Here is a 23,928-nt window from a genome sequence, read left to right as displayed (position 1 = left end):
TGTTGCATATGGCCTTGTTCCATTTTATGCCATTATTTTCAATTACTTTTGCTAGCTTGGGTAACGTAATCTGCCGCCCAATCAACCATTCCATCCATTATGTTCAGCACTAAACCGACGACATCTTTCTCCGTAAGTGATTTGCCTGTTTGATTCGATACATAGGATGCAGTTTTGGACTCTAACTGTGCGACTAAGTCTTTTAGTTGCAATAAATCGTTAGCAAGTTGATTAGGCTGTGAGGAATTATTATTCTGTTGGCCTTGATTCCCTTGTTGATCATTTTGATTGGAGCATTGACCTTGTTGATCATTTTGTTGGCCTTGCTGCCCAGATTGATCTTGATTTGATTGTCCAGACCCGCTTGATTGTTGATTTGAGCTGTCCGAGCTATTGTTATTGTCTTGTTGTTGATTCGAATTCTGCTGGTTTTCCTGCCCGTTAGATTGCTGATTGGCTTGTTGATCACTGCTTTGCTGTTGACTTTGAGAACCTTTCGAATCCATTTGCTCTAATAAATGATTAGCATTCTTTAGGGCATTCATCAGCATTTCATTCTGTTTCATAAGTTCGTCAAACTGTCTGGCTTTATCCGTTTGTCTAAGCATTGCCGTATACACCCCATTGATTAATCTTACTTTAGGTCTTATTTTTCTCTAAAAAAGGTGTTTTATGCGAAAACAAACAAGCAGTTGTCTTTGTTATAGAGACGACTGCTTGTTCGTTAAATAGATATGTAAGGATGAAGTGTTAGATCGTTTCAATAAGTTCTGCATAAAAAATATTCGTGCGAACGGTACGGTCAGAATGGTCAAGCTTGACGAATAGCCACTCTGACTTTTGCTGTGTTACTGTACCTACTCCATCTCGAGTTATCACTTTAGTCTTGTTTAGTTGAACCTTGTAAGGGTACTGCACAGATTGACTTCTTAAAACCTTTTTAGGCATACAAACCACCTTTGAGAACTAAATTTGTGCAAATATGTTATCACATGCAATATGTTTAAAGATATAAAAAATGTCACTGCCATCGCCATTTCTTGTGAAATATCTATTAACTTATCAAGATTGATTTGTCTATAAATTAGATGAATAGGAAGCTAATTTGATGAGGAATACTCATTACTGTTAAATAAGTTTAACAGGAGGGGTTATTGTGTATGAAGCTCTAACGATTGTGTGGCGAACCGTAATTGCAATATTGTCAATTTTTGTAGTGACCAAATTGTTAGGGAAGAGGCAGGTATCGCAGTTATCCCTTTTTGAATATATAACAGGGATTTCAATTGGTGCTTTAACTGCTTATATCTCATTGAATTTGAATGCGAAGTGGTATTTAGGCATAATTGCAATTTTGGTATGGGTCGTTTTATCTCTAGGGATTGAGTATCTTCAGTTAAAAAGCAAACGTGCTAGGACTTTTATCGATGGCAAGGCAACGGTTCTTGTAAAGGATGGTAAAATACTGGAGGATAATCTGAAGACGGAACGACTTTCAACAGATGAACTGATGGAATCATTGCGTAAAAATAAGGCATTTAAATTGGCTGATGTTGAATTCGCCATTATGGAGCCGAGTGGGGACATCAATGTATTGCTAAAGAAAGAAACCATGCCTTTAACGCCTAAGCACCTTGGGATTAAAGTTGCACCTGAGCAGGAGCCTCAATGTGTCATTATGGATGGACAAATATTGGATGAATCGCTAAGGACCGTCGGACTGACACGTGAGTGGTTAAATACCGAGTTGAATAAACAGGGATTATTGCTGAATAATGTGCTTCTCGCTCAAGTGGATGCTTATAATCAATTGTATATCGATACATATGACGATAAAATTTCAGTTCCCCTTCCACAAAGTAAAGCACAACTTTATGCAGAACTGAAAAAATGCGAAGCGGATCTCGAGATGTATTCTTTAACATCGAGCAATCAATCAGCGAAACAGATGTATGAAGAGGTATCAATTCAGCTTAATCAAATAATTCAGGATTTAAAACCAATCTTAACACGTTAAAAGAAGGGTCAAGACCATCATCTTGACCCTTCTTTTTTCATGAAATGAAGTGCAGCTGCTCATGTTGGAGCAACCATTCTTTCCTCCATAAACCGCCCGCATAGCCGGTTAAGCTGCCATCCGAACCTATAACTCTATGGCAAGGCACAATGATGGATAGCTTATTCTTTCCATTCGCACTGCCTACCGCACGGACCGCTTTACGATTATCGATTGCAACGGCAATATCTTGATAGTTAGCCGTTTGTCCATATGGAATCGTAATTAGCGCGTTCCATACGGTTTGTTGAAAGCTAGTCCCATTCAGGACATAGGGAACTGTAAATTCCCGGCGCTCACCTTTAAAATAGTGATCAAGCTCATCGTAACAGTCGTGGATAACTTTCGGCAAATTCTGCTGTTCATTCAATTGAGCTTGTTTCCCATCACAAAACATAATGGAACAAATGGTTGTATCTGTACTGATAATCTCAATAGTTCCTATCGGCGATTCGTAATAAGCAATGTAGTGCTTGCTCATAGTAAAGACCTCCATAAGTAAAAAGTAGCATAAGCTTGCCATCCATCCCAATGAGCGGCGTATTGCTTAATCTCGTCTAAGGTTGGTTTGCGATCCATTTCGAGCTGCAGCTTTAGTGCATTGTGGAGTCCAACATCGGTTATTGGGAAAGCTGACGTGTTATGCAGGCATTTCATCATGACATAATCTGCCGTCCATGCGCCTATTCCTCTGATTGACGTCAAGGCTTGATGTATGAGCTTAGGGTCTTTCATCGCCAATAAGCTTTCTCTGGATAAGTTGCCAGAACACATTTCCTTTGCTACTCCAATCACATATTCTGCTTTTCTTGAAGTAAATTGCATTTCCCTGAGTTCATCAATATTCAGTTGTGCAATTCGATCATAAGTGGGGAATAACCAGTAGACATCATCGCCAAATGTTAAACTTTCACCAAATCGTTCAACGAATCTGCTCTTTAAAGTATAGGCGAAGGTTAAATTAATCTGCTGTCCCATAATCGCCCAAGTTAATGCTTCAAATAAGTCAGAAATTTGGACGATACGCAGACCATAGTACCGATTTACTAGTGGTTGCAGAATGGAATCTTGGACTGCTTGTTCATAAAATTGGCTTAGATTCGTGTCTAAATCGAATAAATCCCATACATAAGAAGCTACAGCGGAACGTGCATGAGCTGATGGTATACCAAGTGGAAAATCAACACGTATCATGAGCTCCACAAAGCTGATGATCAGTAAAATAGGGGTACCGTCTATTGAGATTAGCTTGATTAACCTTTCATTGTGAATCTGATGTAAGTTTTCTTGTTTGGATCGGTCCAAATAGACAAAGCATTCTTTATAACTGAATTCGGGAGGTGGTACGATCTCAATATAAGATTGATGGTCACTCCAGTTCATGAGATTCCTCCAATCTGCTCCCGATACTCACTTGGTGAACATTGTTTAAGTGTTCGGAAGGCTTTGTAGAAAATCGATGGACTTTGGAAACCAGCTTCATAAGCTATTTCCAAATTGGTTAGGTCACTATTACGCAGTAAGTGTGCGGCTTTATCAACTCTAATTTTCTCCAGATAGGCTCGAGGTGTTAGCGTTGTGTGTTGCTTAAAAAGTCTTTCTAGATAATAGGCGCTGATTCCAACATGTGTTGCGATATCTTGCAGCAAGAGCTTTTGTTTATAGTTGTGCAGCAAGTAGGCCATTGTATCTGAAACAAGTTCAGCTTGAGGTGTTAGATGGACATTAGGCTGACATCGTTTACAGGCGCGGTATCCAGCATTTTCGGCTTCATTTATTTGAAGGTAGAATTCAACATTATGCTTGTGCGGCTTTCTGGATTTACAGGAAGGACGGCAGTAGATCCTGGTTGTTTTGACCGCGGTAAAGAATAAGCCATCATAGGAGCTGTCGCATGCCAGAATGATGTCCCACATTTCATCAAATGAAAGCTGTGTATCATTGATCATGATCATTAACCATCCTTCAGTTGTCATCTTATAGGTGACTTTAACAAAAAAGTCTTATCAAATCATCTGTTTTCTTGCTATTATGGTCGAAGGAGATCTTATTACGGGGTGAGGGTGGCAGATGAAGAGAACATTAGTGATAAGTGATATTCATGGCTGTTATCAAGAATTCAATCAACTATTAAGTAAAGTTAATTATAACTCGAAAGAAGATCAATTAGTACTTCTTGGCGATTATACGGATCGTGGACCGAAGAGTAAGGAAGTGCTGGAGCAGGTAATGCTTCTTGTTGAAACACTTGGTGTATTAGCTCTAAGAGGAAATCATGACCAAATGCTTGTAGATGCAGTATGCAATGGTCAAGATAGTCGTTTTTTGAGAAATGGTGGTATGACCACATTAGAAAGCTTCTGTGGATGGGAATGGTTCGCGGGGAATTATAGCTTCGATCGTTATGTCGAGGCGAAGGAGTATGTTGCCGAGCATTATTCGGAACATTTGGATTTCTTGAATGGACTGCCTTATTATTATGAGGATGACAAGCATATTTATGTGCATGCAGGAATAGATCCAACCTGTGAGGATTGGAAGCAAACCGCATTAAAGGATTTCTTATGGATACGTGAACCGTTCTTTAAGAATCCAACAGGCCTGAGTAAGAAAGTCGTATTCGGTCATACACCGACAATTTATTTGCAAGAGACTGCTGATATTTTCTTCGATGAAGATAAGATTGCAATTGATGGTGGCTGCTGTTTTGGCAATCAGCTCAACTGTTTAGAGATTACGAAGGATGCCTATTATACGCATTATGTTCCAAGTAATTTAAAGTAACTTGATTCGGGTTATCCCACCTTATGTTGCGATTCTTATCGATATGAAAACCAAATTTGCACCCGTAAAAATGAAGGAGCTTACCATCTGATTCATCATCGATATTACGTAAGTTTCCTTCGATATAATTAAAGCATCTTTTGCGAGCGCACGCGATTAATTCATTCATGAGAATCGTGCCATATCCTTTATTGCGATCTTCTTGTCGGATGAATAGATGAAGCAGTTCATATTGATTGTTCATCCCTTTGATCGCGAATAATTTGAGATCACCTTGAAACTCGGATGTTCGTGTGCCGTTAGGCTTAATGAGTCTGGCAAAAATAGAATGCTTATAGAATAGAGGATGGTATAAAATAACGATCGTGTCATCTTGTGCAATACAGGTTTTGATATAGTGATTGCCTTGCTGCTGCAAGTCTATAATCTCTTCATTGACAAGCTCCCACATGATAAATCGCCTCCTAACTTATCTATATGCTAGCTGCTAGATTAATAAGCATAGATCTTATGGCTCGTTGCTTTTTGTTAGAAGATTCCATATATTTATAGAGATAGTAAAAAAATCATGGTTCCGGCTTTATGTAACATTTGATTAAGGAGCGCTATCGAATGAATAATCCAATTACATCCATTTCATGGAAAGAGCAGGATGCAATTCTAAACACTCTATTGGCTCAAGAAGAACGAATCGAAGTCGAAACGTTAAATCAAGGCTTTGAAGCAGAGGTTATTAGGCTTAATTACAACCAGGAGAGCTATGTGCTTAAAGTGTGGAACAAGGAATCTAGACCTAATATTTCACTTCAATATCGACTACTAAGCATGCTATCTGAGCAAGGGCTCAATGTCTCTCGTCCCATCGGTTGGGGAGTAAACGGCAGTGGAGATAAAGTCTTGTTAACAAGCTACGATGGCGGTCCCACACAGTCGATCAATGCGGCAGCAGCCTCAGAAGCAGCTCGGATTTTGTCTCAAATACATCAAGTAATAGTGGATGGAGAAATGGGTTCATTTTTGCCTAGTTATGAATTAATCCATTACTTTTTCCAGGGTGCGAATGAACATCCAGATTTATTACAAGCGATTACAGAACTTGAAAAGCAAACGCAATTCAGACAAGATCGTCTCATACATGGAGATTATCATTTTAACAACATTGTAGAGAAAGACGGGCATTTAGCCGTTATCGATTGGACGAACGTACAGCTTGGGGACTCCCGATATGATTTTGCATGGGCGTTAATTTTACTGAAAATCTACCTTAATCCAGGAGTAGTTTCCTCTTTTCGCTTTACCTATCTGCAGGAGCACATAATCGAACAATCTGAATTAGATTTATTTGAAGCGTTTGCCTTGATCAGATGGATTCTTTTAAACAGATGCTCAGGAGTTCCAGTTTATGTAAATACATGGGATAAAGTAAAGAGGATCAAAAACAGCAATCCAATGCTAAGAGCTTATGAATTTGATGAGTTTCCTGCAGCTAATCAGACAAGAGAGAATCAAGCAATGGATCTGAATGCTGTGTTTGATCGGTTCCCAATATTAGAATCTGCAGCATTATTGCTCAAACCTATTGAACTCTGTCATTTGGATGATTTGCATGCGATTTACAGCAATGATCTTGTATTTGAATTTTGTGGCATCATGCCAAGGAAGAATAAAGAAGCGGTCAAGAACATGATCGGCCATTTTGAACGTGACTTTATGAAAAGAACGAAGATTAAATGGGGAATATTCAGCAATCAGGACCGAGATAAGCTGATGGGTATCGTGGAAGCATGGAATTTTAATGTCAAAGTTGGATCTGTTTCAATAGGTTATTATTTAGCAGAACCTTATTGGGGGAAAGGAATTGCGACTGAAGCTGTTGCTTTGTTAATTGAATTCTTATTCGAGCAAGTCCAAGTGAATCGCATTCTCGCAGAAGTCATGCCAGGCAACATCGCTTCCGGACGTGTATTACTTAAGAACGGTTTCATGAAGGAAGGGACATTAAGGCAAACGGAGATATGGACAGGTAAGGGTGTAGTGGATTTAGAGATTTACGGGATTTTGAGAGAGGACGTAAATTATTAGCCTATTCCATATTATTGTTGCGAGAAGTTTATGTGTCATTATTTACAATAATTAATCTATAAGAGCCGATATGCTATCAAGAATCGGCTCTTTTTGTTTCGAGATCGAGTCAATAAATCAAGCCTACCTGCATATGAATAGATACATTGCTCAAGGTGGTGAATGATTGTGAATTTAATTTCCAAACGATTAGTGGGGTTGGGGCTAATTGTTATGGTTAGCTTAAATGTATTACCCCTGCGATCAGTTCTGGCAGATCCTATTGAGGTAAAACCAGATCTTACGATACCGATCAAACTGGATCCTTCAATTCTACAGCTAAACAAGAAATTATCGCTTGCTTGGGAATATGATCTTAAGCAGATAGGCTGGTCGGAACCAGCAGTTGGTTCTGATGGGACCGTCTATATGGGAACGGAGTATAAGTACTTAACAGCAATCAATTTAGAAGGTACGAACAGATGGAACTATAACGCTGGTGGGGAAATTATTGCGATTTCGGTTGATGACACTCAGACGATTTATGCTGCAACGTTAAAAGAACTTCATGCGATAAATCCCGATGGCACGGGCAAATGGATTTTCAAAATCGATAATGGTGATCCACATTCGAACTTTCGAACAGCTCCTGCCTTTGGTCCAGATGGTACAATCTATACCGTGTTTCATGGGGGAAGTATCGATCAGCTTGTGGCTCTAGAATCTGATAAAACACTTAAATGGTCTTATCGTTTAAAGGACTCTCTAGGATTTGAAAATGTAATGGTAGGTAGTGATGGGACTATCTATATGAATTCTGACACCAAGCTCTTGGCACTTAAACCGAATGGGACCAAAAAATGGGAGTTTGAGGCGAACAAAGATATTCTTGCTTCACCAACTCTAGGGCCAAAAGGAACTATATATTTTGCGTCAGACAATGAGCTGTATGCAATATCGCCAGATGGGTCTAAGCAATGGAGCACTACGTTTAGTGAATCTACCTATGCAAGTCCAGTTGTAGGAAGTAACGGAACAATTTATATCAGTTCAGCAAAAAGGAATCTATATGCTGTAAATCCAGACGGTTCGCTCAAATGGACTTTGCCTGAGAAAGGATACGTATTTAAATCAGGCGCGACTGATTCCACAGGAATGATCTACAGTCATACGGGTAGCCGATATTTGTATGCCATAAATCCAAATAAATCAGTTAAATATACGTATGATTTAGGCGACAATTTAGTGAGTACGCCCCTTATCGGTCTTAACGATTCTGTGTATGTAAAGGATACCAAAGGCATTTTGCATGCGTTAGGTAATTATACTGTAAGTACTGTGTCATTAAGTCCAACAACCTTGAATTTGAACAAAGGTGACAACAGTACGTTAATTGCCGACGTATCTCCTAGAAGCGCATTAAACAAGAAGGTCCATTGGCAAAGCAGCAATCCTACTGTTGCAGCAGTCGATAATGTTGGTAAAGTGACAGGTTTGACTCCTGGAACAGCTAAGATTAGTGTGCAAACTGACGATGGAGGTTTTATTGCCGAATGTACAGTAACTGTAAAGGAAGCAACGGTTTCGTCACCTTCTTTTATAGATACTGCTGGCAATTGGGCTGCTTCTGCTATTATAGAGGGGGCTAAAAAAGAAATTGTTCGTGGTTATCCAGACGGTACATTCAGGCCTGATGCAAATGTTACCCGAGCTGAATTTACTGTCATGCTCATCAAGGGAATTAAGGCAGCAGAAGTGAGCAAAGCGCTCACCTTTAAGGATATAAGCAATATCGGATCGTGGGCTGCTCCGTCGGTTGCAGCTGCAGTGAATTTAGGCTTTATTAAGGGTTATCCAGACAACACATTCCGACCGAATGACAATATTACACACGCTGAAATGGCATCTATGGTTATTCGAGCTTCTGGCTTAATATTGGAGACGAAGCCCACATCAGGATATGAAGATGATAGTCGAATTCCTGATTGGGTAAGAGCTGCTGCAACAACTGCTGAGCAGAATGGGATTATTATTGTCGGTGGCATTCCACAGCATATATTTGATTCCAATGGATTTGCAACACGTTCGGAAGCGATCAGTGCGATTCTGAGTATGCTCAAAGTGAAGAAATAAGAAAGGTGGTGAAGCAAATGCAAAGGATAGCCCGCAGATTGACTCATGGCATCATTGCTATGTTAATAATCAGTTTGTTAGCAGCATGTGGCAGCAGGAGTGAGGCAGTTGATGCAGCAAATAGCATTAAGCAACAAATAGATAAATCCATTGAGCAGCCTAGCAGCACACCGGCTTCTGTACAGCCACCAGCAGATATTCCGATACTAAATCAATCTAAGAACTTGGCTGTGGAGCATGCTAAGGATGAAGTTTTTGAGAATTACTTGGTGAGTTTCGATATGGAGCTAGCTATAAAAGAGGTAAGTGATCAATATCGCCAGATACTGAAAGACAAGGGATATACTTTTAAAGAAAGTGAGATTAAAGGCGCTATATTTTATTCGGGGGAAACACCTAATTATACGGTTATGATGACGATTGATAAATCTACACAGGTAGAAGGGGAAACTTCAGTATCGATTGCTTATACGAGCAAACTCAAGTAAATCGAAAAACATTAGGCTGCCAAAGAAGAGGACCTCTTTGACAGCCTTAGTCTGTTCGGTCGGTTGTTTTCATACTAACTTAATGCCTCTATGATCATTTGAACTAATAGGAATGGGAGTGTTCCGATCGCAATTAAACCAAACAACAAGCCTTTACCGAATTGTTTAAGTTGAACCATGGTGAATCATCTCCCTAGTGAAGCTTGATAAGAAATACTATATGTATATTCTGCGCGATTAGAATACTTTACAAGTAAATTAATTATGGGTTGTACATGGCCGACTGGTGACAACAAAATAGACCGTCCAGAATGAACGGTCTTCATTGTATAGGTGATGATGACAGAAATTAATTGCCCATTTCAGCATTATCATAATTGAACTGCCATTCAATGCCGAACTTGTCCGTTAAGCTGCCATAGCTTTTGCTCCAGAAAGTCTCTTGAAGCTCCATACGCACTTGGCCGCCTGCTTTCAGCTTGTCGAATAAGGATTGAAGCTCGTCCAAATTGTCAGTCGTGTAGGATAGGCTAAAATTGTTGCCCGCTGTAAACGGCATACCAGGGAACGTGTCCGAGAACATGACGGTGCTGCCATTTATATTAATTCGTGTATGCATGATTAGATCTTTGGCTTCTTCAGGCAATGGATAAGATGGATCAGAAGGTGAGCTGCCAAATGTCATGAATTGCGGTTGCTCTGTCTCAAACACATCCGAATAGAATTGAACAGCTTCTCGACAGTTTCCGTTAAAAACAAGATAAACATTGATTGACATTTCATACACTCCTCAAAATGGATTGGTTAAAAATGTTAATTTAACCTGTCGATATTGTACCATTGTATGAAGTAAAATCAAAATTTTAAAAAATCATCATTATAGTAGGATAGATTGAAATGAATTAAATTATACAACAGATAGGGTAGGTATCGGTGATCCTTAAATATAACTATGAACAGCATCTAACTATAACCAAAGAAGAGATACATAACTTTCTCACGACTTGCTACGGAGAAGATGAGCATACAATAGAGTATCATCTACGTGGTTTTTCTAGTCCTAATCAAGTTTGTGCATTTACAACGAAATTAGAGGGGCATATGGTTGGTTCAGCATTTGGTTGGAAGATGAAATTCCATCCGTACTGTACCTATATCTCCATTGCTGCTGCGCCTGGACATGATATTGAAATGAGTGACTCACTTCTTCATATGATCCAAGCAAGTCCAGCTATTGAATATCCATTGCAGACCACAATTTGGGAATCCTCCACAAATTTATGCCACACACTTGAGAAGCATAATTTCAATATTGTAAGAAGGACAAACATTACGAATTTGGACCTATCGAAGATTCCGCCAATAGATGAGGTAATCCATACATACAATTTAACGTCGTATACTAACGGTATTAGGAGTCTACAGGAAATTAAGCCAGATGAAGAGCTTAAAGCCCAGTTGATCCATCTAGCGAGGGAAACCTATGAAAACACACATACGATTAATCCGCTCGGGGTACATGATTTAGCGGTTTGGGACAAGCTAGTGTTCGGAGAAGATACGATACTAGAAGCCAGCTATGTGGTTATAAATAACGGGGAAGTTTTAGCATATGCCCTTATTCATGAATCTGAAGATAGCGATCAATTGGAATTAGGTTGGCGAGGTACCAAATCTATAAGTTCTGTTCAACTGATTCAGCTATTAACAAGCTATCAAATCCATTATGCCAAACAATTAGGCTATAAGTATGTACAAGCTGAGATTGATGACACTGATCCCTATTCAATGGTAATGCTCGACTACTTCCCATTCGCTCCATCACCAACACTTATCACTTATCAATTAACAGAAAGGTGAGGTTGTCTGGCATGAGCAGTTATGTGGTACAATTTGATTATATACTAATCATCCAGACAGGCAGGTGCTACGAATGAGAAGTGAAGATCAGATTAAACGTAAAATTATTGAATTGCAGATGACAATGCGTCAAATGCAAGCAGCGGGCAATCAAGAATTGGCTAATCAATTTCAAATGAGAATCGAAATGTTAGAGTGGGTCCTGAATGCCCCGTTAGAGAAATACCACGTGTAAGCTTAAAAAGGAAATTCATACACCGTGTAATCGAATATATTGGTTAATCCGATTTTTTCAGCTACTGATTTAGAGGGAGCATTCACATCCATGCAGTCCCAATACGGAACCAAATCGTTTGCAACACATTCTTGGACAAGAGCATGCGCTATTGCTTGCGCGAGTTTATTCCCTCGATGTTCTTTTAAGGTCTCAATCCCCAGGCCATGAATCTGTCCCGCTACGAACCCTGAGAAGCACAAGCTTACGATTTCATCGTTATCGATCGCGCAGTAGCCAATGCCTTTGTGGATAAAATGATCGGTGGAGTCCCAGAATTCCAATATTTTATTTAAAAGGAAATCTTGATTGCTGAAATAAGATGGATTCATCATTTCTTCAGTTATTCGCATTACTTCATATCGGGGATCGATAACGGGCTCTTGGCTTGGGTTATAGCTGTGTTTGTTAAGACTATAAACCTTCTGGTTCGAAGCATCTAATTGGCGGCTCGCAAATACTTGCTCAATAGTTGTATTCCAAGCGGGGGCATCCCCGAACCCTTCAAACCATTTTAACCCTAGTTGTATTGCTTCTGGAATGATTACTTCGTCGAACAAGTGATTAATATGTTCATTAAATTCCGTATTCGCTGAATCCCCTATAAATGCGAATCCATCTAAATTGCCAAACCAAATGAGACCCGTTCGAGGCGATTTAAGATCGTCAACGAAAATTCTCCCTGGATTATTGCCCTCCACAATAGCGCGAATCTCCAAATGTCCGTGTTCAAGAATGAGAGATTTGCATTTGTAAAATTCATTTCTTTGCAGTTCATTAATCACAATAGTCAGCTCCTTTGCTTAGACGAGAACCTTTTACAATAGACGGAATGAAAAATAATGGATAAATAAGTAAGTATAGATTTGGGAGCCACCAGCCTATATCAAAATCCAGCTTTATTGTCCAGAAAGCGATTGCCTGCAAGCCCGAACAGAAAGTTAGGATTAATGAAATAAGAGCAGCTACCTTCCAACGATCATTCTTCTTCCGAAGTAAATACAGGCTGATAAATCCTGTAATAGAGATCAGAATATCGAGCGGGAAGAAGGACCAGTTCCACGTGACCAATAGCTGGTTCGTATAATCTTGGTACAAATATTCCTGCGGGATCACACCAAGAATCGTGATGCCCCAGTATAAGATAAATCCAATATCGGTAATAAGAAAAAAGATCATTAATTTGTTCATTTGGAGCCTCCAAGATTTAATCCAATTACACCAGCTACGATGAGCACAATGGAGATTGTTTTTACTGGTGTAATCTGTTCAGAGAAGAAGAAATAACTGATCGTTACAATTAAGGCTGTACCTAATCCTGACCAGATGGCATAAGCGACGCTCATAGGGATCCCTTTTAACGAATAATTAAGAAAGACTAAGCTCGTCAGGTATATGACAAACATGAGGATTGAAGGCAGAAGCCGAGTAAACCCACTCGATAGTTTCATAGCAGAAGTTGCTGCTACTTCACTAAGAATGGCTAATGTTAACAGAATCCAGTGCATCATTATTCACCTTCTCTGTTCATAATGCCGCCAAGCATAATGTCAATCATCGCTTCCAATGCATCTTCAAGTGTCATATGAAATTCTTGCTTGGCTGATTGCTCTAGTAAGCGATACAGGCCACCTATATACATTTCGATAAATAGATCAATAGGGAAGGATTTCAGCTTACGGCTGGCGATTCCCTCTTGAAGTAGCTGTCTAACGCCATCCCACTGGACATTAACGAACTGATCGAGTCGCTGCCACTGCTCTGGGTAATATCGCTGAAGCTCATAAAGGCGATTCATATGAAAAAATTGAAAATCCGAAGGAACTAGAATTAGTAGCTGTCTTATTTTATCCATTAATTTCTGATTAGGATCAGCTATTATGGCTTCTTCTCTTATGCGAATTTCATCCATAGCCTGATCCAAAAGCTGATCGATAATCTCAACTTTAGATGTATACATGACATAAAGTGTTTTGGTGCTGATACCAGCTTGTCGTGCCAAATCATTCATCGTAAATCGGAACCCTTTGTATTGAATTTCCTTCAGAGCTATTTCTAATATTCGTTCCTTCATAAGATTCACCACCTAGAGGAAAATAAATAAAATAAATAATTTTCCTTGTTTTCATCATCATAAAACAAATCTATATCAGTGTCAATTTAACAATTTGTTAACTGTTGGTGTGTGTCTAATCACACTTCGAGATTTGGCATGCTGTTACGCTATGGATAGTAAAAGATGGTCTATAGAGGAGGATAACGATATGTTCTGTTATCAGTGCGAGCAGACGCCAAGTGGCGGGTGTACAGTGGTGGGGGTTTGTGGTAAAAATGAAACGATTGCAAGCTTGCAGGATATCATGATTTTTGCGTTAAAAGGTATCGCAGCCTATGCAACACATGCGAGACAACTAGGATATAGTGACCCCGAGGTGGATCGCATTACCCATGAAGCTTTATACATGACGCTGACGAATTCGAACTTCAATACGCAAGAGCATTTGGACATGGCGATGCAAGTGGGAAGTGCGGCTGTACGGATCATGGATGTACTGGACCGAGCGCATACGGAGCGGTTTGGCATTCCTCAGCCTGTCACGGTTAGTCAGAACAAGATCGAAGGCCATAGCATTGTTGTGACGGGACATAATTTGTATGCATTAGAGGAGTTATTGCGACAAACGGAGGGTAAAGGCATCAACATTTATACGCATTCGGAAATGCTACCTGCCCACGGCTATCCAGCCCTTAAGAAGTATGAACATTTGAAGGGGAATATCGGTAAGGCTTGGTGTGACCAGCGCCGACTGTTCGAACAGTTCCCGGGTGCAATTCTTGCGACGACGAATTGTGTGATGCCGATCAAAGGGACATATGCAGATCGCTTTTATTCTTATGAGGTTGCTGGGTTAGAAGGTGTCACCAAGATTGTGAATGATGATTTTTCACCGCTAATCGAACGTGCATTATCGCTTCCGACGGCAAATGTTGAATCTGATCAAGTTCTGACAACAGGCTACCATCATGAAACAGTCATCGGTCTTGCTCCAGAGATCATTCAGGCTGTCAAAGATGGACATATTCGTCGTTTCTTCGTGATTGCAGGCTGTGATGCGCCAGGTAAAGCAGGGGAGTACTATCGCGAGCTAGCGACCTCCTTGCCGAATGATACAGTCATCCTAACAACCTCATGCGGCAAGTTCCGCTTTAATGATGTTGATTACGGAACGGTCGGTGACACAGGCATACCTCGCTATATAGACTTAGGACAATGCAATAATTCTGGCTCAACTGTGAAAATCGCGCTAGCATTAGCTGATGCATTTGGCTGCACAGTGAACGAGCTGCCTGTCAGCATTGTGCTATCCTGGTTTGAGCAAAAGGCGGTTGCTATTCTTCTCGGCTTGTTCAGCCTAGGCATTCAAGATATTCGCATTGGACCTAAGCCGCCTGAGTTCATCTCATCTGGTGTGCTGGATGTGTTGGTAGAACTATTTGGATTAAAGCTGATTACTACAGCTGAAGAGGATCTAAAAGCGATGCTGACGCTGGCATAGAAATATGTGGTGATGCTAAGTATGGCAATAGGTATCCATTGATATAGAAAAAAGAGTTGCTAAGGGACTGTTCCAATTGGGACGGTCCCTTATTGCATGCGCCTAAACCCACATGTGACCGTTTATGAAGATGAAATATGCATATAGGTACTTAAGATTTTTGTAAGAAACGGATAAGAAAAAAGAAAGCTCTACTTTGTACAATTAAGAAATGAGAGGGAAGAAACGCTTTAAAGGAGGGTGAAGAAGTTGGATTTCAACTTACGAAAAAGAACTATACAGTACATATGGATGGTGTGGGAAAAAATATTTGCGTTGCTTACATTTTTTCGAGGAACGCATAAGTCACGCTTTGGCATATGCACCGTAATGCTAAAAAAACACCGGGGTCAAGCGATTATCTGCCAAGATGCAACAGTCATTAATGAGGGAGAGTGGGTAGGAGAGCTTCATCTCGATAATGATATGATTCTGAAGTTGATCCAGTCTGAAGGATCTGGTCGTGCAGCACTCCAGACGGCTCGTTTGCTACGTGAATCCATGCAGCAGATTCAGATTGCATTCGAATCGCAGTCTGAATTCAGGCAGGTCAAAGCATTACTCGGTATTACTCTTCTCCATCGGGGAATAACATATGGCCTTGGTTTTGAACAGCAGCATTTAAATTCTGGTATTTTCAAAAGGATTACGACAATTTATCTACGATTGTTGCTCTCTGCCATGCATCCAGAAGGGAGACATAGAATTAGTCGGAGAACTGAACAACTGGTGCCAATGCTGCTGATTCATTCACGTTCTTCACTCAAGAATCGATTCTCACCTGGAGGCAATCATGCTTAAACATTTAATCATTGGAATGCTATGTATTGCAGCTTTGTATATGTTCATTCCAAGTCTAATTACGCGATTCATTGGCTTAAGGGTAATTCGGAAAGGAACGTTAAAAAAGCAGGTAGCCCTTACGTTTGATGATGGGCCACATCCGTACTATACGCCGAAATTATTGGATATATTGCAGCAGTATCAAGTTAAGGCTACCTTCTTCGTGCTTGGATCACAAGCGGAGCAGTATCCCGAATTAATCAGAAGAATCGATCAAGATGGGCATCAGATTGGCATTCATAATTATTGTCATACGTCTAACTGGTTGATGCTCCCGAGTACAATACGACGTGAACATCTGGATCGCTCTGCTGATATTATCGAATCGATCACCGGAATTAGACCCTGCTATTATCGTCCACCTTGGGGATTAATCAACTTATTTGACTTTTTGCGGTATAAAGAGTATCGAATTGCTCTATGGTCGCTGATGGGAGGAGACTGGAGCAGCCGATACTGCCAGACTCAATTGAAGTCGAAGCTGCTTGATGGCATTACCGATGGATCAGTTGTTTTACTTCATGACAGCGGAGAGACAATGGGCGCGGATCGACATGCTCCTTATTATATGCTACAAGCACTAGATGAAGTGTTATGCCAACTACAGCCCAAGAACCTGCATTTCATTCGCTTAGATCAAATGTCATGAATAACACGCCTTAAAGGCGTGTTATTATTCAGAAGCGGATAATTCAAAATCAGGTTCTCGTTTTAACGGCTAACCCACTAAATGAAATCGGACCAACAATATCAGCTCTGGTATTTGCAGTTCGGTTTTCTGCGGTTACTGTGTAAACATGATTACCGGATCTTACATTTCTATCGATTGCTTGAAATGTGACAGCATAGTTTTGTTCAGAAGCAGCTGATTCAATACCTTGTTGTGTATTGAAAATCTCTACTCCGTCACGGAAGATTCTAAATAGAATTTGAGCGATACCAGTAACCCCCTGGACACCAATAGTTGCTACTAATTCAACCCGATTCGGTTGAGCATTCAAAACGGGTATTCTAATTCGAATTGTTGCTAAACGAGATCTTGCCGGTGAACGTTTAATTGTGAATGAATTTGACAAGTTGAATCTACTTCGTGGCTGAACGGCAGCTTTATCGAGAATGCGTACCAAAATATCATCTCCTCTTGTTTGATACTCTTAAAATATGTTCGAAAGAAGGAGAGTGATTGTGCGATTGATAGATTCTTTTGATATAATAGGCGTTTTGTATCCTAACGTTACATACTTCGCGACCAACTTATATCATTTAGATTCTACGTTCTTCTGACTCTCCAAATAATCCTGGAGATCATCCTGAACGCTAATATCGGCAAGAGTGACCTTCGAGCGGTGGGCGGAGCGAATAATGATATGTCCAGCAACAGGGGCAGTCAAGAAGACGAATACGATTCCGAGTAATAAGCGGATACTGGATACGCCATGCGTGAAGAAAAAATAGAGGAACGCACCTAATAAAATACAAAGGATACCAAGCGTTGCACTTTTCGTTGAAGCGTGCGCACGATTATAAACATCTGGGAGACGGATAATACCCAGTGAGCTAATTAGGCTTATGATGGTGCCGGTAATGACTAAGATCCCAACTACAATTTCAATCATTGCTTTTGCGTCCATTCACAACTCCTCCTTCCATATATTTGCTTAGAGCAATCGTGCTTAGAAAAGCCAATATACCAATCAGCAGTATAGTTTCAAGATAAGCATGAGAATCCAGCATAATGGAGAGAACCGCAACAATCCCAATAACGATGTATCCGATTGAATCGAGCGCCAGTATTCGGTCGTGAATAGAAGGCCCCTTAATCACGCGGTACAGTGCGATTACAACAGAGATTGAGAGCAGGAACATTGCCAGAAGCATAATAGTATCAAACATCATCGCATCACCTCAATAATTGCCTTTTCAAACTTACGTTTTGTTTTGGTAATACTATTGCGGAATTCTGTTACATCCATAGCATGAATGAACATGACTCCTGCCTCGGGATCAATTTCCATGACTACAGAGCCTGGTGTTAAAGTCAATAATGTAGAGAGCAGCGTAATTTCAAAATCGCTTTTCAGTACGGTTTCGGAACGAAAAATGCCTGGCTGAATGTTTAGTTTTGGCCTGGTAACTTGCCTAATGACCACGACGCATGATTTAAGAAGCTCTATGATGAAGAGAGAGAATAATTTAAATATAAAAATGATTTTCCTGCCGTAGAATGGTTCCGGAAAAAAACGACGCATCGAGAGTATAATGAAAAATCCGATAGCGTAACCCATACCAAAAATGACGATGTTCCACGATTCATTTAGAAGCATCCACACGAAGGCAATCAACAAATTTAATAAGATTTGAGTAGTTATTTTCGTCACATCCTTTACTTCTTAGGTTGAATTCTTAATCGATTTGTTTGAAAACGGCATCGATGTAGATTGATGGGTTGGTCATAACCTCAGCCGCTTGCTCTACATAGGTAAGCACCCATTCCGCTCCTAATCCCATTGCTATAATGAATGTGACTAGAATCGAGCCTGGCAATAAGGCGCTGGTGCCGGTCGCTTTCTGATCCCCTTCGCTTAGCAGCGTCTCCCCCCAAAAGCTGTGGATAAAGATTTTGATAACGGAGTAGAGCACCAAGAGGCTCGTAACAATCCCGATCACAGACATGATCAAATGGCCTTCGGTAATGCCCCCCTTAAGAATGATGACTTTGCCAACGAATCCGCTGAGCGGAGGGACTCCTGCAAGGGCGAGTGCAGCTATGAAATACAACCATCCAAGCGACGGACGGAATAGAAGCAAGCCGCTAAAGTTCCGAAGCTTGTCCGACCCAAAGATGGAAATAATCGCTCCTCCCAGAATGAAAATAAGCGCCTTTGCCAGCATATCGTGAATCAAATAAAATAGAGCGCCAGTCAATGACTCGAAGGTCCTCATCCCAACGCCAAAGAGGATAAAGCCAACAGCGACGATTACGTTGTAGGCGAGAATTTTTCTGATCTCCCAATAAGAGACGGCGCCTAACGCGCCTAGTATCATTGTGATTGCCGCCATACAGAGAATGATTGTGTGCGTAATTTCGGGCTGATGATAGAAAATCAGTGTAAATGTGCGTATGATCGCATAAATTCCGACTTTGGTCAGTAGGGCCGCGAACAATGCGGCGATTGCAGGAGGGGCTGCACTGTACGATCCAGGCAACCAGAAGAACAGGAATAACCCTGATTTAAGAGCGAACACAGACAAGAATAGGAGGCTTACTGTCGTAAGCAGTCCGTCTTGACCGATTGTTGCTACACGCTCGGAAAGATGAGCCATATTGAGGGTTCCGGTAATCGAATACAAGTAGGCAATAGCGATAACGAACAATGTCGATGAAATGACGTTAATAATGACATATTTAATGGATTCACGGAGTTGAATCTTTTTTCCGCCGAGCGCCAGAAGCACATAGGAGGAGATCAGCATGACTTCAAAAAAGACGAACAGGTTGAAAATATCGCCTGTCAGAAAGGAGCCGTTTACACCGCAAAGCAGCAATAATATGTAAGAATAGACGAAGTGGACCTTATGGTCGTTGCTTGTTGAACCGAAAGCAAATAGACTGCACATCAGGCAAATGATCGACGCGATCAGTACGAGCAAAGCAGATAGCATGTCCCCGACTAACGAGATGCCGTAAGGAGCATGCCAGCCCCCAACATCGAGAACAATGATGCCCTGACGAAAAATTCGATGAATAATAAAGGTAGAAACCCCAATGGTAAGCAGTAGGCTTATGACGATTAGCCACTGCTGCATACGAACATGTCTACGAAAGAAGATCATGAGCATTCCAGTTAGAAGAGGGATGATGATCGGCAAAATCAAAACATTACTCATGCGTGTTACCCCTCAATTGCTTCATATTGTCGGTACCTAACTCCACATAAGTGCGATAACCAAGCACAAGAAGAAATGCGGTTAGTGCGAAACTGATGACGATCGAAGTAAGAATCAAGGCTTGCGGCACCGGATCAGTATAGCTGGCGGCATTTTCCCCGAGAAGGGGTGCGGCTCCTTTTTTTAACCCATTAATGGCCATTAGGAGCAGATGAGTAGCGTGAGAGAATAGAGTTATTCCCAGAATAATCCGAAGCAGATTTTTGTTCAGAATGAGATAGGTTCCGACTGTAAATAGTATGCCGGCAATAATTGTTATGAAAGTCTCCATTATTTTTGGTCCTCACTTATACTCGTAATTATCGTCATTGTCGTTCCAATAACGGTCATGTATACGCCCAAATCAAAGATGACAGCTGAAGCAAGCTCCGTTTTCCCGAGCAGGGGCAGATTTACATAGGTAAACGTCTGTGTCAGGAATGGAACATGGAATAAGAAGGAGGCTGTTCCCGTAAGTACAGCAACAATAACGCCTGCGGCAGCCAGTTGGTTGAAATCGACAGGCATCATATCGCGCACCGATTGAAGATCGAATGCAATGTAGAGGAGGACGAGTGCAGAAGCTGTAATAAGCCCGCCGATAAAGCCACCTCCAGGATTGTGATGCCCTGCGAACAGAACATAAATCGAAAACGTCATAATAATGAACACCAATATTTTTATCGCGGTTTGTAAAAATACATCGGTGAATTTCACTGATCTTTCCTCCCTGTATGACGAAGCTTAATTAAAGTGTAAATACCTACGCCTGCAGCGAAGAGAACGACTATTTCCAGCATCGTATCAAACGCTCGGAAGTCGACCAAAATCGCATTCACTATATTTTTTGCTCCAGCAAGGGTATAGGAATCTTTATAATATTCCGCAATCGAATCGAATAAATGATGTTCTTGCGTCGATAGACCGATTAAAGTAAGCGTCATTCCGACTCCAATGGCGATGATGGCATTACGAATGTTTAATTTCATCGGTGTCACATACTTGCTTACTCTTGGCAAGAAGTAGAAGCAAAGCAGGAAAAGTGCTGTTGAAATCGTTTCAACGACTAGCTGTGTCAGCGCCAAATCTGGTGCACGGAAAATAACGAAAAAGAGTGAAACAATATAGCCAATTACGCTTACGGCAATAATCGAGATCAATCTGGATTTCGTGAATACCATATATATGGCTGCTGCTACTATGGTGAACCCTAACATATATTCATAAAGTTCAATCGGAGCATTGTTCGAAAGATCAAAGATAAAACCATTCAGCAGAAATAACGAGCCTCCGACGATGACAATCACAAATACGAAAAGATAGGACAAGTAAAGGGGTGTCGAGCCGTACATGTAGAATCTTATCAATTTGCCGGAAATGCGTTCCATTGCAACAAGTCCATTGTCATAGGCTTGATTCAAGGTGAATTTTAACGGAATACTTTCGTAAATATTGCGAAATTTGGTTAAATATTTGTACAGCAGCATGCCTAGAATAATTATTCCCATGGTCATCAGCAGCTCTGTATTGAAACCGTGCCATGCGGAAATATGAACATGCCATTCCCTGCCGTTCGCGAAAGCTTGCGGTAAAATTGCCTTTACAGTTGGTTCCAGCAGAGAGGAAGCAATCAAATTCGGGAAGAAGAACAAAATGACAACAAGTGAGGCTAAGATCATCGGAGAGACAAGCATGCCGAATGGTGCCTCGTGTGGTTTGCGATCCAGTGGCAAAGGTTTGTACGGGCCTATGAATACCTTAAATATGAGAATCATGCAGTAAACAAAGGTAAAAATGCTTGCGACCCAAGCGATGATCGGAATGAAGATGAACCAGCTCCCCATTGTACGAGAAGCCGTTAATGCACCACTAAAGAACATTTCCTTACTTAGGAAGCCACTAAAGGGTGGAAGACCTGCCATAGAAAATGAACCAATCATGGTTAAGGTGAAGGAGACGGGCATAACATGGATCAGTCCACCTAAGCGGCGTATATCTCGTGTACCTGTCTCGTGATCGAGAATCCCAATCATCATAAAGAGACAGCCTTTGAAGATCGAGTGATTAATTAAATGAAAGATCGCAGCTAACGTTGCACCCGCAAACAGTAAAGAACTGTCGCTATACTGATTATTGAGTGACATAGAACCAATACCTAACAAGCTCATTATTAAACCGATTTGGCTAATGGTCGAGAAGGCGAGCAAAGCTTTAAGGTCACTCTGACGGATTGCCGTTAATGACCCGATAAAGAGCGTAATAAGTCCAATGATCGTGATGGTCCAGAACCATTCCTGATGCCCACCGAATATAGGGGTTAAACGAGCGACGAGATATACGCCAGCTTTGACCATCGTAGCAGAGTGCAAATAAGCACTGATAGGCGTAGGAGCTTCCATCGCGTCCGGGAGCCAGATATGGAAAGGAAATTGTGCTGACTTCGTAAACACACCGAGAAATATGAAATACATTGCTGGAATAAAAAGCGAGTGCTGCGAAATTTGGTCGCCGAGTAGGATTAATTCACGGATGCTGAATGTCCCTGAGGTGACGTATAGCATAATGAAGCCGAGCAGCATGGAGAATCCGCCACTCATCGTAATGAACATCGATTTCTGAGCACCGTAACGAGATCTTTTGCGATGATACCAGAATGCGATAAGTAAGAAGGAGGATACGCTGGTAAGTTCCCAAAAGGCATATAACACAAGGAGGTTGTCTGAAAGAACAGATCCAAGCATCGCTCCCATAAAAAGCATTAAATACGCATAAAAGAGATGTAATTTTTCCCGATCTTTAGACATATAGAAAATGGAGTAAAACACGACCAATGTGCCTACGCCAGTAATAAGTAAAACAAACAGCAATGAGAGACTATCCAAATAGATCGTAAAATGGATATTCAGTGATGGAATCCATGGCACGGAAAGAATGAGAGGCTCTATCGTCTGCTGGACGAAATAGTAACGTGCGAAAAAGAAGAGCAGAAGGACGGGAATAACCAAGACGAACCAACCAGTATGTATGCGATGTACGTATTTATACAACAGTGGGATAAAGGGGATGGAGAAAAAGGGTATCAAGATAGCGATGTACAGTAAATACAATTAGTCCCCCTCCTTTTTCTTCAAATAACCAGCCTTATTTTATTGTCCAAACATGTCCATAATACTCCTATGAAATTTATCTATGGACAGAGGTGAAATAGAAACAATGAAAACAGGAAGCATGGATGAATGCATATTGGTTTGTGTATATTATGGACCGAACGGTGAACGACTTATTCGCAGAGGCGGAAGAATTGCTAATATGTTTAATTGTCCTATGTATGTATTAACAGTCGACCCGCAACCGAAAGACGAGTGGGATATCGAGAAAAGTCACTATATTTCCGCATGGAAAAAAATCGCTGAAGAGCTCGGGGCTGAGGAATTCATTGTAAAATATAATGAGAAACGTTCAGTTGTAAAAGTCATATGCGATGTAACAAAACAAAAAAATGTGACACAAATCGTTTTGGGTCAAACAGCTCGAAGTCGTTGGGAAGAAATAACGAAAGGCTCTATTGTTAATGTGCTTTTGAATGAACTTTCATTTGTCGATTTACATATTGTTTCAGTGTCTCGTGAATTGGAAGGTCAAGAGGGCTTCTATGAAAAAGGGATTCGTGCATACTTACTGGAGGTATCTGGAGGCTACAGGCTTTGCTTCAATCACACGCACTTAGATAAGTACCAGGGAATCTTCTATAAAGAAGTAGGTACAGACTTTAACAATGGTGTTTTCAAGTTCATGAAGGACAATGAAATGATTGAAGTCCTCGTCATTGAGGATCATGTTAAAGATATTAATGAACGGATTAATTAATACAGAGAAAAAAACGGTATATACATAGGATAAGGAGGA

Annotated in this window: 30 protein-coding genes and 1 pseudogene; 12 read left to right on the top strand and 19 right to left on the bottom strand. The window is 40.8% G+C overall.

Annotation, left to right across the window (positions count from 1 at the left end):
- Nucleotides 1–38 precede the first annotated feature (38 nt).
- Nucleotides 39–608 (bottom strand): hypothetical protein, encoded by a 570-nt coding sequence (locus E0485_RS02320; protein ID WP_132416120.1) that lies wholly within the window; start codon nt 606–608, stop codon nt 39–41.
- A gap of 142 nt (nt 609–750) precedes the next feature.
- Entirely contained in the window at nt 751–948 is a 198-nt protein-coding gene (locus tag E0485_RS02315) for a hypothetical protein (protein ID WP_132416118.1), read from the bottom strand.
- 208 nt (nt 949–1,156) lie between these two features.
- Between E0485_RS02315 and E0485_RS02310 the strand changes: the two genes are divergently transcribed.
- Complete coding sequence (locus E0485_RS02310) at nt 1,157–2,017, top strand: DUF421 domain-containing protein (protein WP_132416116.1); 861 nt, start codon at nt 1,157–1,159, stop codon at nt 2,015–2,017.
- 37 nt (nt 2,018–2,054) lie between these two features.
- Here the strand turns inward: E0485_RS02310 and E0485_RS02305 are convergent, their stop codons facing one another.
- The 3 genes from E0485_RS02305 to E0485_RS02295 are packed head-to-tail and all read right to left on the bottom strand — an operon-like array spanning nt 2,055 to nt 4,005.
- Nucleotides 2,055–2,537: a methylated-DNA--[protein]-cysteine S-methyltransferase gene (locus E0485_RS02305; protein ID WP_132416114.1), complete on the bottom strand. Its 483-nt coding sequence runs from the start codon at nt 2,535–2,537 to the stop codon at nt 2,055–2,057.
- Nucleotides 2,534–3,439: a DNA-3-methyladenine glycosylase family protein gene (locus tag E0485_RS02300; protein WP_132416112.1), complete on the bottom strand. Its 906-nt coding sequence runs from the start codon at nt 3,437–3,439 to the stop codon at nt 2,534–2,536. Before E0485_RS02300 ends, E0485_RS02305 begins: the two co-directional genes overlap by 4 nt.
- Nucleotides 3,436–4,005: a bifunctional transcriptional activator/DNA repair enzyme AdaA gene (locus E0485_RS02295; protein ID WP_407944820.1), complete on the bottom strand. Its 570-nt coding sequence runs from the start codon at nt 4,003–4,005 to the stop codon at nt 3,436–3,438. Before E0485_RS02295 ends, E0485_RS02300 begins: the two co-directional genes overlap by 4 nt.
- Before the next feature lie 121 nt (nt 4,006–4,126).
- On the opposite strand from E0485_RS02295, the gene E0485_RS02290 reads away from it, so the two are divergent.
- The gene (locus E0485_RS02290; protein ID WP_132416108.1) at nt 4,127–4,840 is read left to right on the top strand and encodes a metallophosphoesterase family protein; all 714 of its coding nucleotides are present in this window, start codon (nt 4,127–4,129) and stop codon (nt 4,838–4,840) included.
- Here E0485_RS02290 and E0485_RS02285 read toward each other — a convergent pair.
- Nucleotides 4,791–5,291, bottom strand: coding sequence for a GNAT family N-acetyltransferase (locus E0485_RS02285; RefSeq protein WP_132416106.1), 501 nt, complete (start codon nt 5,289–5,291; stop codon nt 4,791–4,793). The two genes, E0485_RS02290 and E0485_RS02285, sit on opposite strands and share 50 nt — an antisense overlap.
- A gap of 161 nt (nt 5,292–5,452) precedes the next feature.
- On the opposite strand from E0485_RS02285, the pseudogene E0485_RS25415 reads away from it, so the two are divergent.
- The 4 genes and pseudogenes from E0485_RS25415 to E0485_RS02270 form a co-directional block, all read left to right on the top strand.
- Nucleotides 5,453–6,073 (top strand): annotated as a pseudogene (locus tag E0485_RS25415) (aminoglycoside phosphotransferase family protein); the annotation flags it as partial.
- 279 nt (nt 6,074–6,352) lie between these two features.
- Nucleotides 6,353–6,922 carry a GNAT family N-acetyltransferase gene (locus tag E0485_RS25410; RefSeq protein ID WP_235857375.1) on the top strand — a complete coding sequence of 190 codons (570 nt, stop codon included), beginning with the start codon at nt 6,353–6,355 and terminating at the stop codon, nt 6,920–6,922.
- 168 nt (nt 6,923–7,090) lie between these two features.
- Complete coding sequence (locus E0485_RS02275; protein WP_165921052.1) at nt 7,091–9,034, top strand: S-layer homology domain-containing protein; 1,944 nt, start codon at nt 7,091–7,093, stop codon at nt 9,032–9,034.
- A 17-nt stretch (nt 9,035–9,051) separates the two neighbouring features.
- Nucleotides 9,052–9,522: a hypothetical protein gene (locus E0485_RS02270; RefSeq protein ID WP_132416100.1), complete on the top strand. Its 471-nt coding sequence runs from the start codon at nt 9,052–9,054 to the stop codon at nt 9,520–9,522.
- 349 nt (nt 9,523–9,871) lie between these two features.
- Here the strand turns inward: E0485_RS02270 and E0485_RS02265 are convergent, their stop codons facing one another.
- On the bottom strand, nt 9,872–10,300 hold the full coding sequence (locus E0485_RS02265; protein ID WP_132416098.1) for a VOC family protein: 429 nt from the start codon (nt 10,298–10,300) through the stop codon (nt 9,872–9,874).
- 155 nt (nt 10,301–10,455) lie between these two features.
- Here E0485_RS02265 and E0485_RS02260 point away from each other — a divergent pair, with 155 nt between their 5' ends.
- Together E0485_RS02260 and E0485_RS24975 are read left to right on the top strand one after the other, a co-directional pair.
- The gene (locus E0485_RS02260; protein WP_132416096.1) at nt 10,456–11,382 is read left to right on the top strand and encodes a hypothetical protein; all 927 of its coding nucleotides are present in this window, start codon (nt 10,456–10,458) and stop codon (nt 11,380–11,382) included.
- A 73-nt stretch (nt 11,383–11,455) separates the two neighbouring features.
- Nucleotides 11,456–11,617: a hypothetical protein gene (locus E0485_RS24975; RefSeq protein ID WP_165921051.1), complete on the top strand. Its 162-nt coding sequence runs from the start codon at nt 11,456–11,458 to the stop codon at nt 11,615–11,617.
- A 2-nt stretch (nt 11,618–11,619) separates the two neighbouring features.
- Here E0485_RS24975 and E0485_RS02255 read toward each other — a convergent pair whose 3' ends face one another.
- From E0485_RS02255 to E0485_RS02240, 4 genes are read right to left on the bottom strand one after another with little or no spacing between them, the layout of a single operon-like run.
- On the bottom strand, nt 11,620–12,441 hold the full coding sequence (locus E0485_RS02255; protein WP_132416094.1) for a GNAT family N-acetyltransferase: 822 nt from the start codon (nt 12,439–12,441) through the stop codon (nt 11,620–11,622).
- Nucleotides 12,434–12,847: a YvaD family protein gene (locus tag E0485_RS02250; protein WP_132416092.1), complete on the bottom strand. Its 414-nt coding sequence runs from the start codon at nt 12,845–12,847 to the stop codon at nt 12,434–12,436. The genes E0485_RS02255 and E0485_RS02250 overlap by 8 nt, the downstream gene beginning before the upstream one ends.
- Nucleotides 12,844–13,167: a DMT family transporter gene (locus E0485_RS02245; protein ID WP_328591242.1), complete on the bottom strand. Its 324-nt coding sequence runs from the start codon at nt 13,165–13,167 to the stop codon at nt 12,844–12,846. The genes E0485_RS02250 and E0485_RS02245 overlap by 4 nt, the downstream gene beginning before the upstream one ends.
- On the bottom strand, nt 13,167–13,730 hold the full coding sequence (locus tag E0485_RS02240) for a TetR/AcrR family transcriptional regulator (protein ID WP_132416090.1): 564 nt from the start codon (nt 13,728–13,730) through the stop codon (nt 13,167–13,169). Before E0485_RS02240 ends, E0485_RS02245 begins: the two co-directional genes overlap by 1 nt.
- 190 nt (nt 13,731–13,920) lie before the next feature.
- On the opposite strand from E0485_RS02240, the gene hcp reads away from it, so the two are divergent.
- The 3 genes from hcp (at nt 13,921) to E0485_RS02225 (ending at nt 16,744) form a co-directional block, all read left to right on the top strand.
- On the top strand, nt 13,921–15,213 hold the full coding sequence (hcp, locus tag E0485_RS02235; protein WP_132416088.1) for a hydroxylamine reductase: 1,293 nt from the start codon (nt 13,921–13,923) through the stop codon (nt 15,211–15,213).
- Nucleotides 15,214–15,462: 249 nt separating this feature from the next.
- Complete coding sequence (locus tag E0485_RS02230; protein WP_132416086.1) at nt 15,463–16,053, top strand: YkoP family protein; 591 nt, start codon at nt 15,463–15,465, stop codon at nt 16,051–16,053.
- A complete protein-coding gene (locus E0485_RS02225; protein ID WP_207910915.1) occupies nt 16,046–16,744 on the top strand; it encodes a polysaccharide deacetylase family protein in 699 nt (232 codons plus the stop codon). The genes E0485_RS02230 and E0485_RS02225 overlap by 8 nt, the downstream gene beginning before the upstream one ends.
- Before the next feature lie 49 nt (nt 16,745–16,793).
- Here E0485_RS02225 and E0485_RS02220 read toward each other — a convergent pair whose 3' ends face one another.
- From E0485_RS02220 to E0485_RS02185, 8 genes are all read right to left on the bottom strand, one after another.
- On the bottom strand, nt 16,794–17,222 hold the full coding sequence (locus tag E0485_RS02220) for an exosporium protein C (protein ID WP_132416082.1): 429 nt from the start codon (nt 17,220–17,222) through the stop codon (nt 16,794–16,796).
- 132 nt (nt 17,223–17,354) lie between these two features.
- Entirely contained in the window at nt 17,355–17,726 is a 372-nt protein-coding gene (gene mnhG / locus E0485_RS02215; protein WP_132416080.1) for a monovalent cation/H(+) antiporter subunit G, read from the bottom strand.
- Nucleotides 17,704–17,991 (bottom strand): Na(+)/H(+) antiporter subunit F1, encoded by a 288-nt coding sequence (locus E0485_RS02210; RefSeq protein ID WP_328591241.1) that lies wholly within the window; start codon nt 17,989–17,991, stop codon nt 17,704–17,706. Before E0485_RS02210 ends, mnhG begins: the two co-directional genes overlap by 23 nt.
- Nucleotides 17,988–18,473: a Na+/H+ antiporter subunit E gene (locus tag E0485_RS02205; RefSeq protein ID WP_235857355.1), complete on the bottom strand. Its 486-nt coding sequence runs from the start codon at nt 18,471–18,473 to the stop codon at nt 17,988–17,990. Before E0485_RS02205 ends, E0485_RS02210 begins: the two co-directional genes overlap by 4 nt.
- 25 nt (nt 18,474–18,498) lie before the next feature.
- Nucleotides 18,499–19,983, bottom strand: coding sequence for a Na+/H+ antiporter subunit D (locus E0485_RS02200; RefSeq protein ID WP_132416078.1), 1,485 nt, complete (start codon nt 19,981–19,983; stop codon nt 18,499–18,501).
- Nucleotides 19,976–20,314: a Na(+)/H(+) antiporter subunit C gene (locus E0485_RS02195; RefSeq protein ID WP_132416076.1), complete on the bottom strand. Its 339-nt coding sequence runs from the start codon at nt 20,312–20,314 to the stop codon at nt 19,976–19,978. The genes E0485_RS02200 and E0485_RS02195 overlap by 8 nt, the downstream gene beginning before the upstream one ends.
- Nucleotides 20,314–20,682 (bottom strand): Na(+)/H(+) antiporter subunit B, encoded by a 369-nt coding sequence (locus E0485_RS02190; protein ID WP_235857373.1) that lies wholly within the window; start codon nt 20,680–20,682, stop codon nt 20,314–20,316. The genes E0485_RS02195 and E0485_RS02190 overlap by 1 nt, the downstream gene beginning before the upstream one ends.
- A 53-nt stretch (nt 20,683–20,735) precedes the next feature.
- Entirely contained in the window at nt 20,736–23,129 is a 2,394-nt protein-coding gene (locus E0485_RS02185) for a Na+/H+ antiporter subunit A (RefSeq protein WP_132416072.1), read from the bottom strand.
- A gap of 106 nt (nt 23,130–23,235) precedes the next feature.
- On the opposite strand from E0485_RS02185, the gene E0485_RS02180 reads away from it, so the two are divergent.
- Nucleotides 23,236–23,889, top strand: a complete 654-nt coding sequence (locus E0485_RS02180; protein WP_132416070.1) for a universal stress protein — start codon at nt 23,236–23,238, stop codon at nt 23,887–23,889.
- Nucleotides 23,890–23,928 lie beyond the last annotated feature (39 nt).

It is taken from the genome of Paenibacillus albiflavus (assembly GCF_004344915.1).
In the GTDB taxonomy this organism is placed as follows: Bacteria; Bacillota; Bacilli; order Paenibacillales; family NBRC-103111; genus Paenibacillus_AM; species Paenibacillus_AM albiflavus.
The sequence above is the reverse complement of the archived record's forward strand: the minus strand, read 5'-3'. Positions and strand labels throughout refer to the sequence as shown.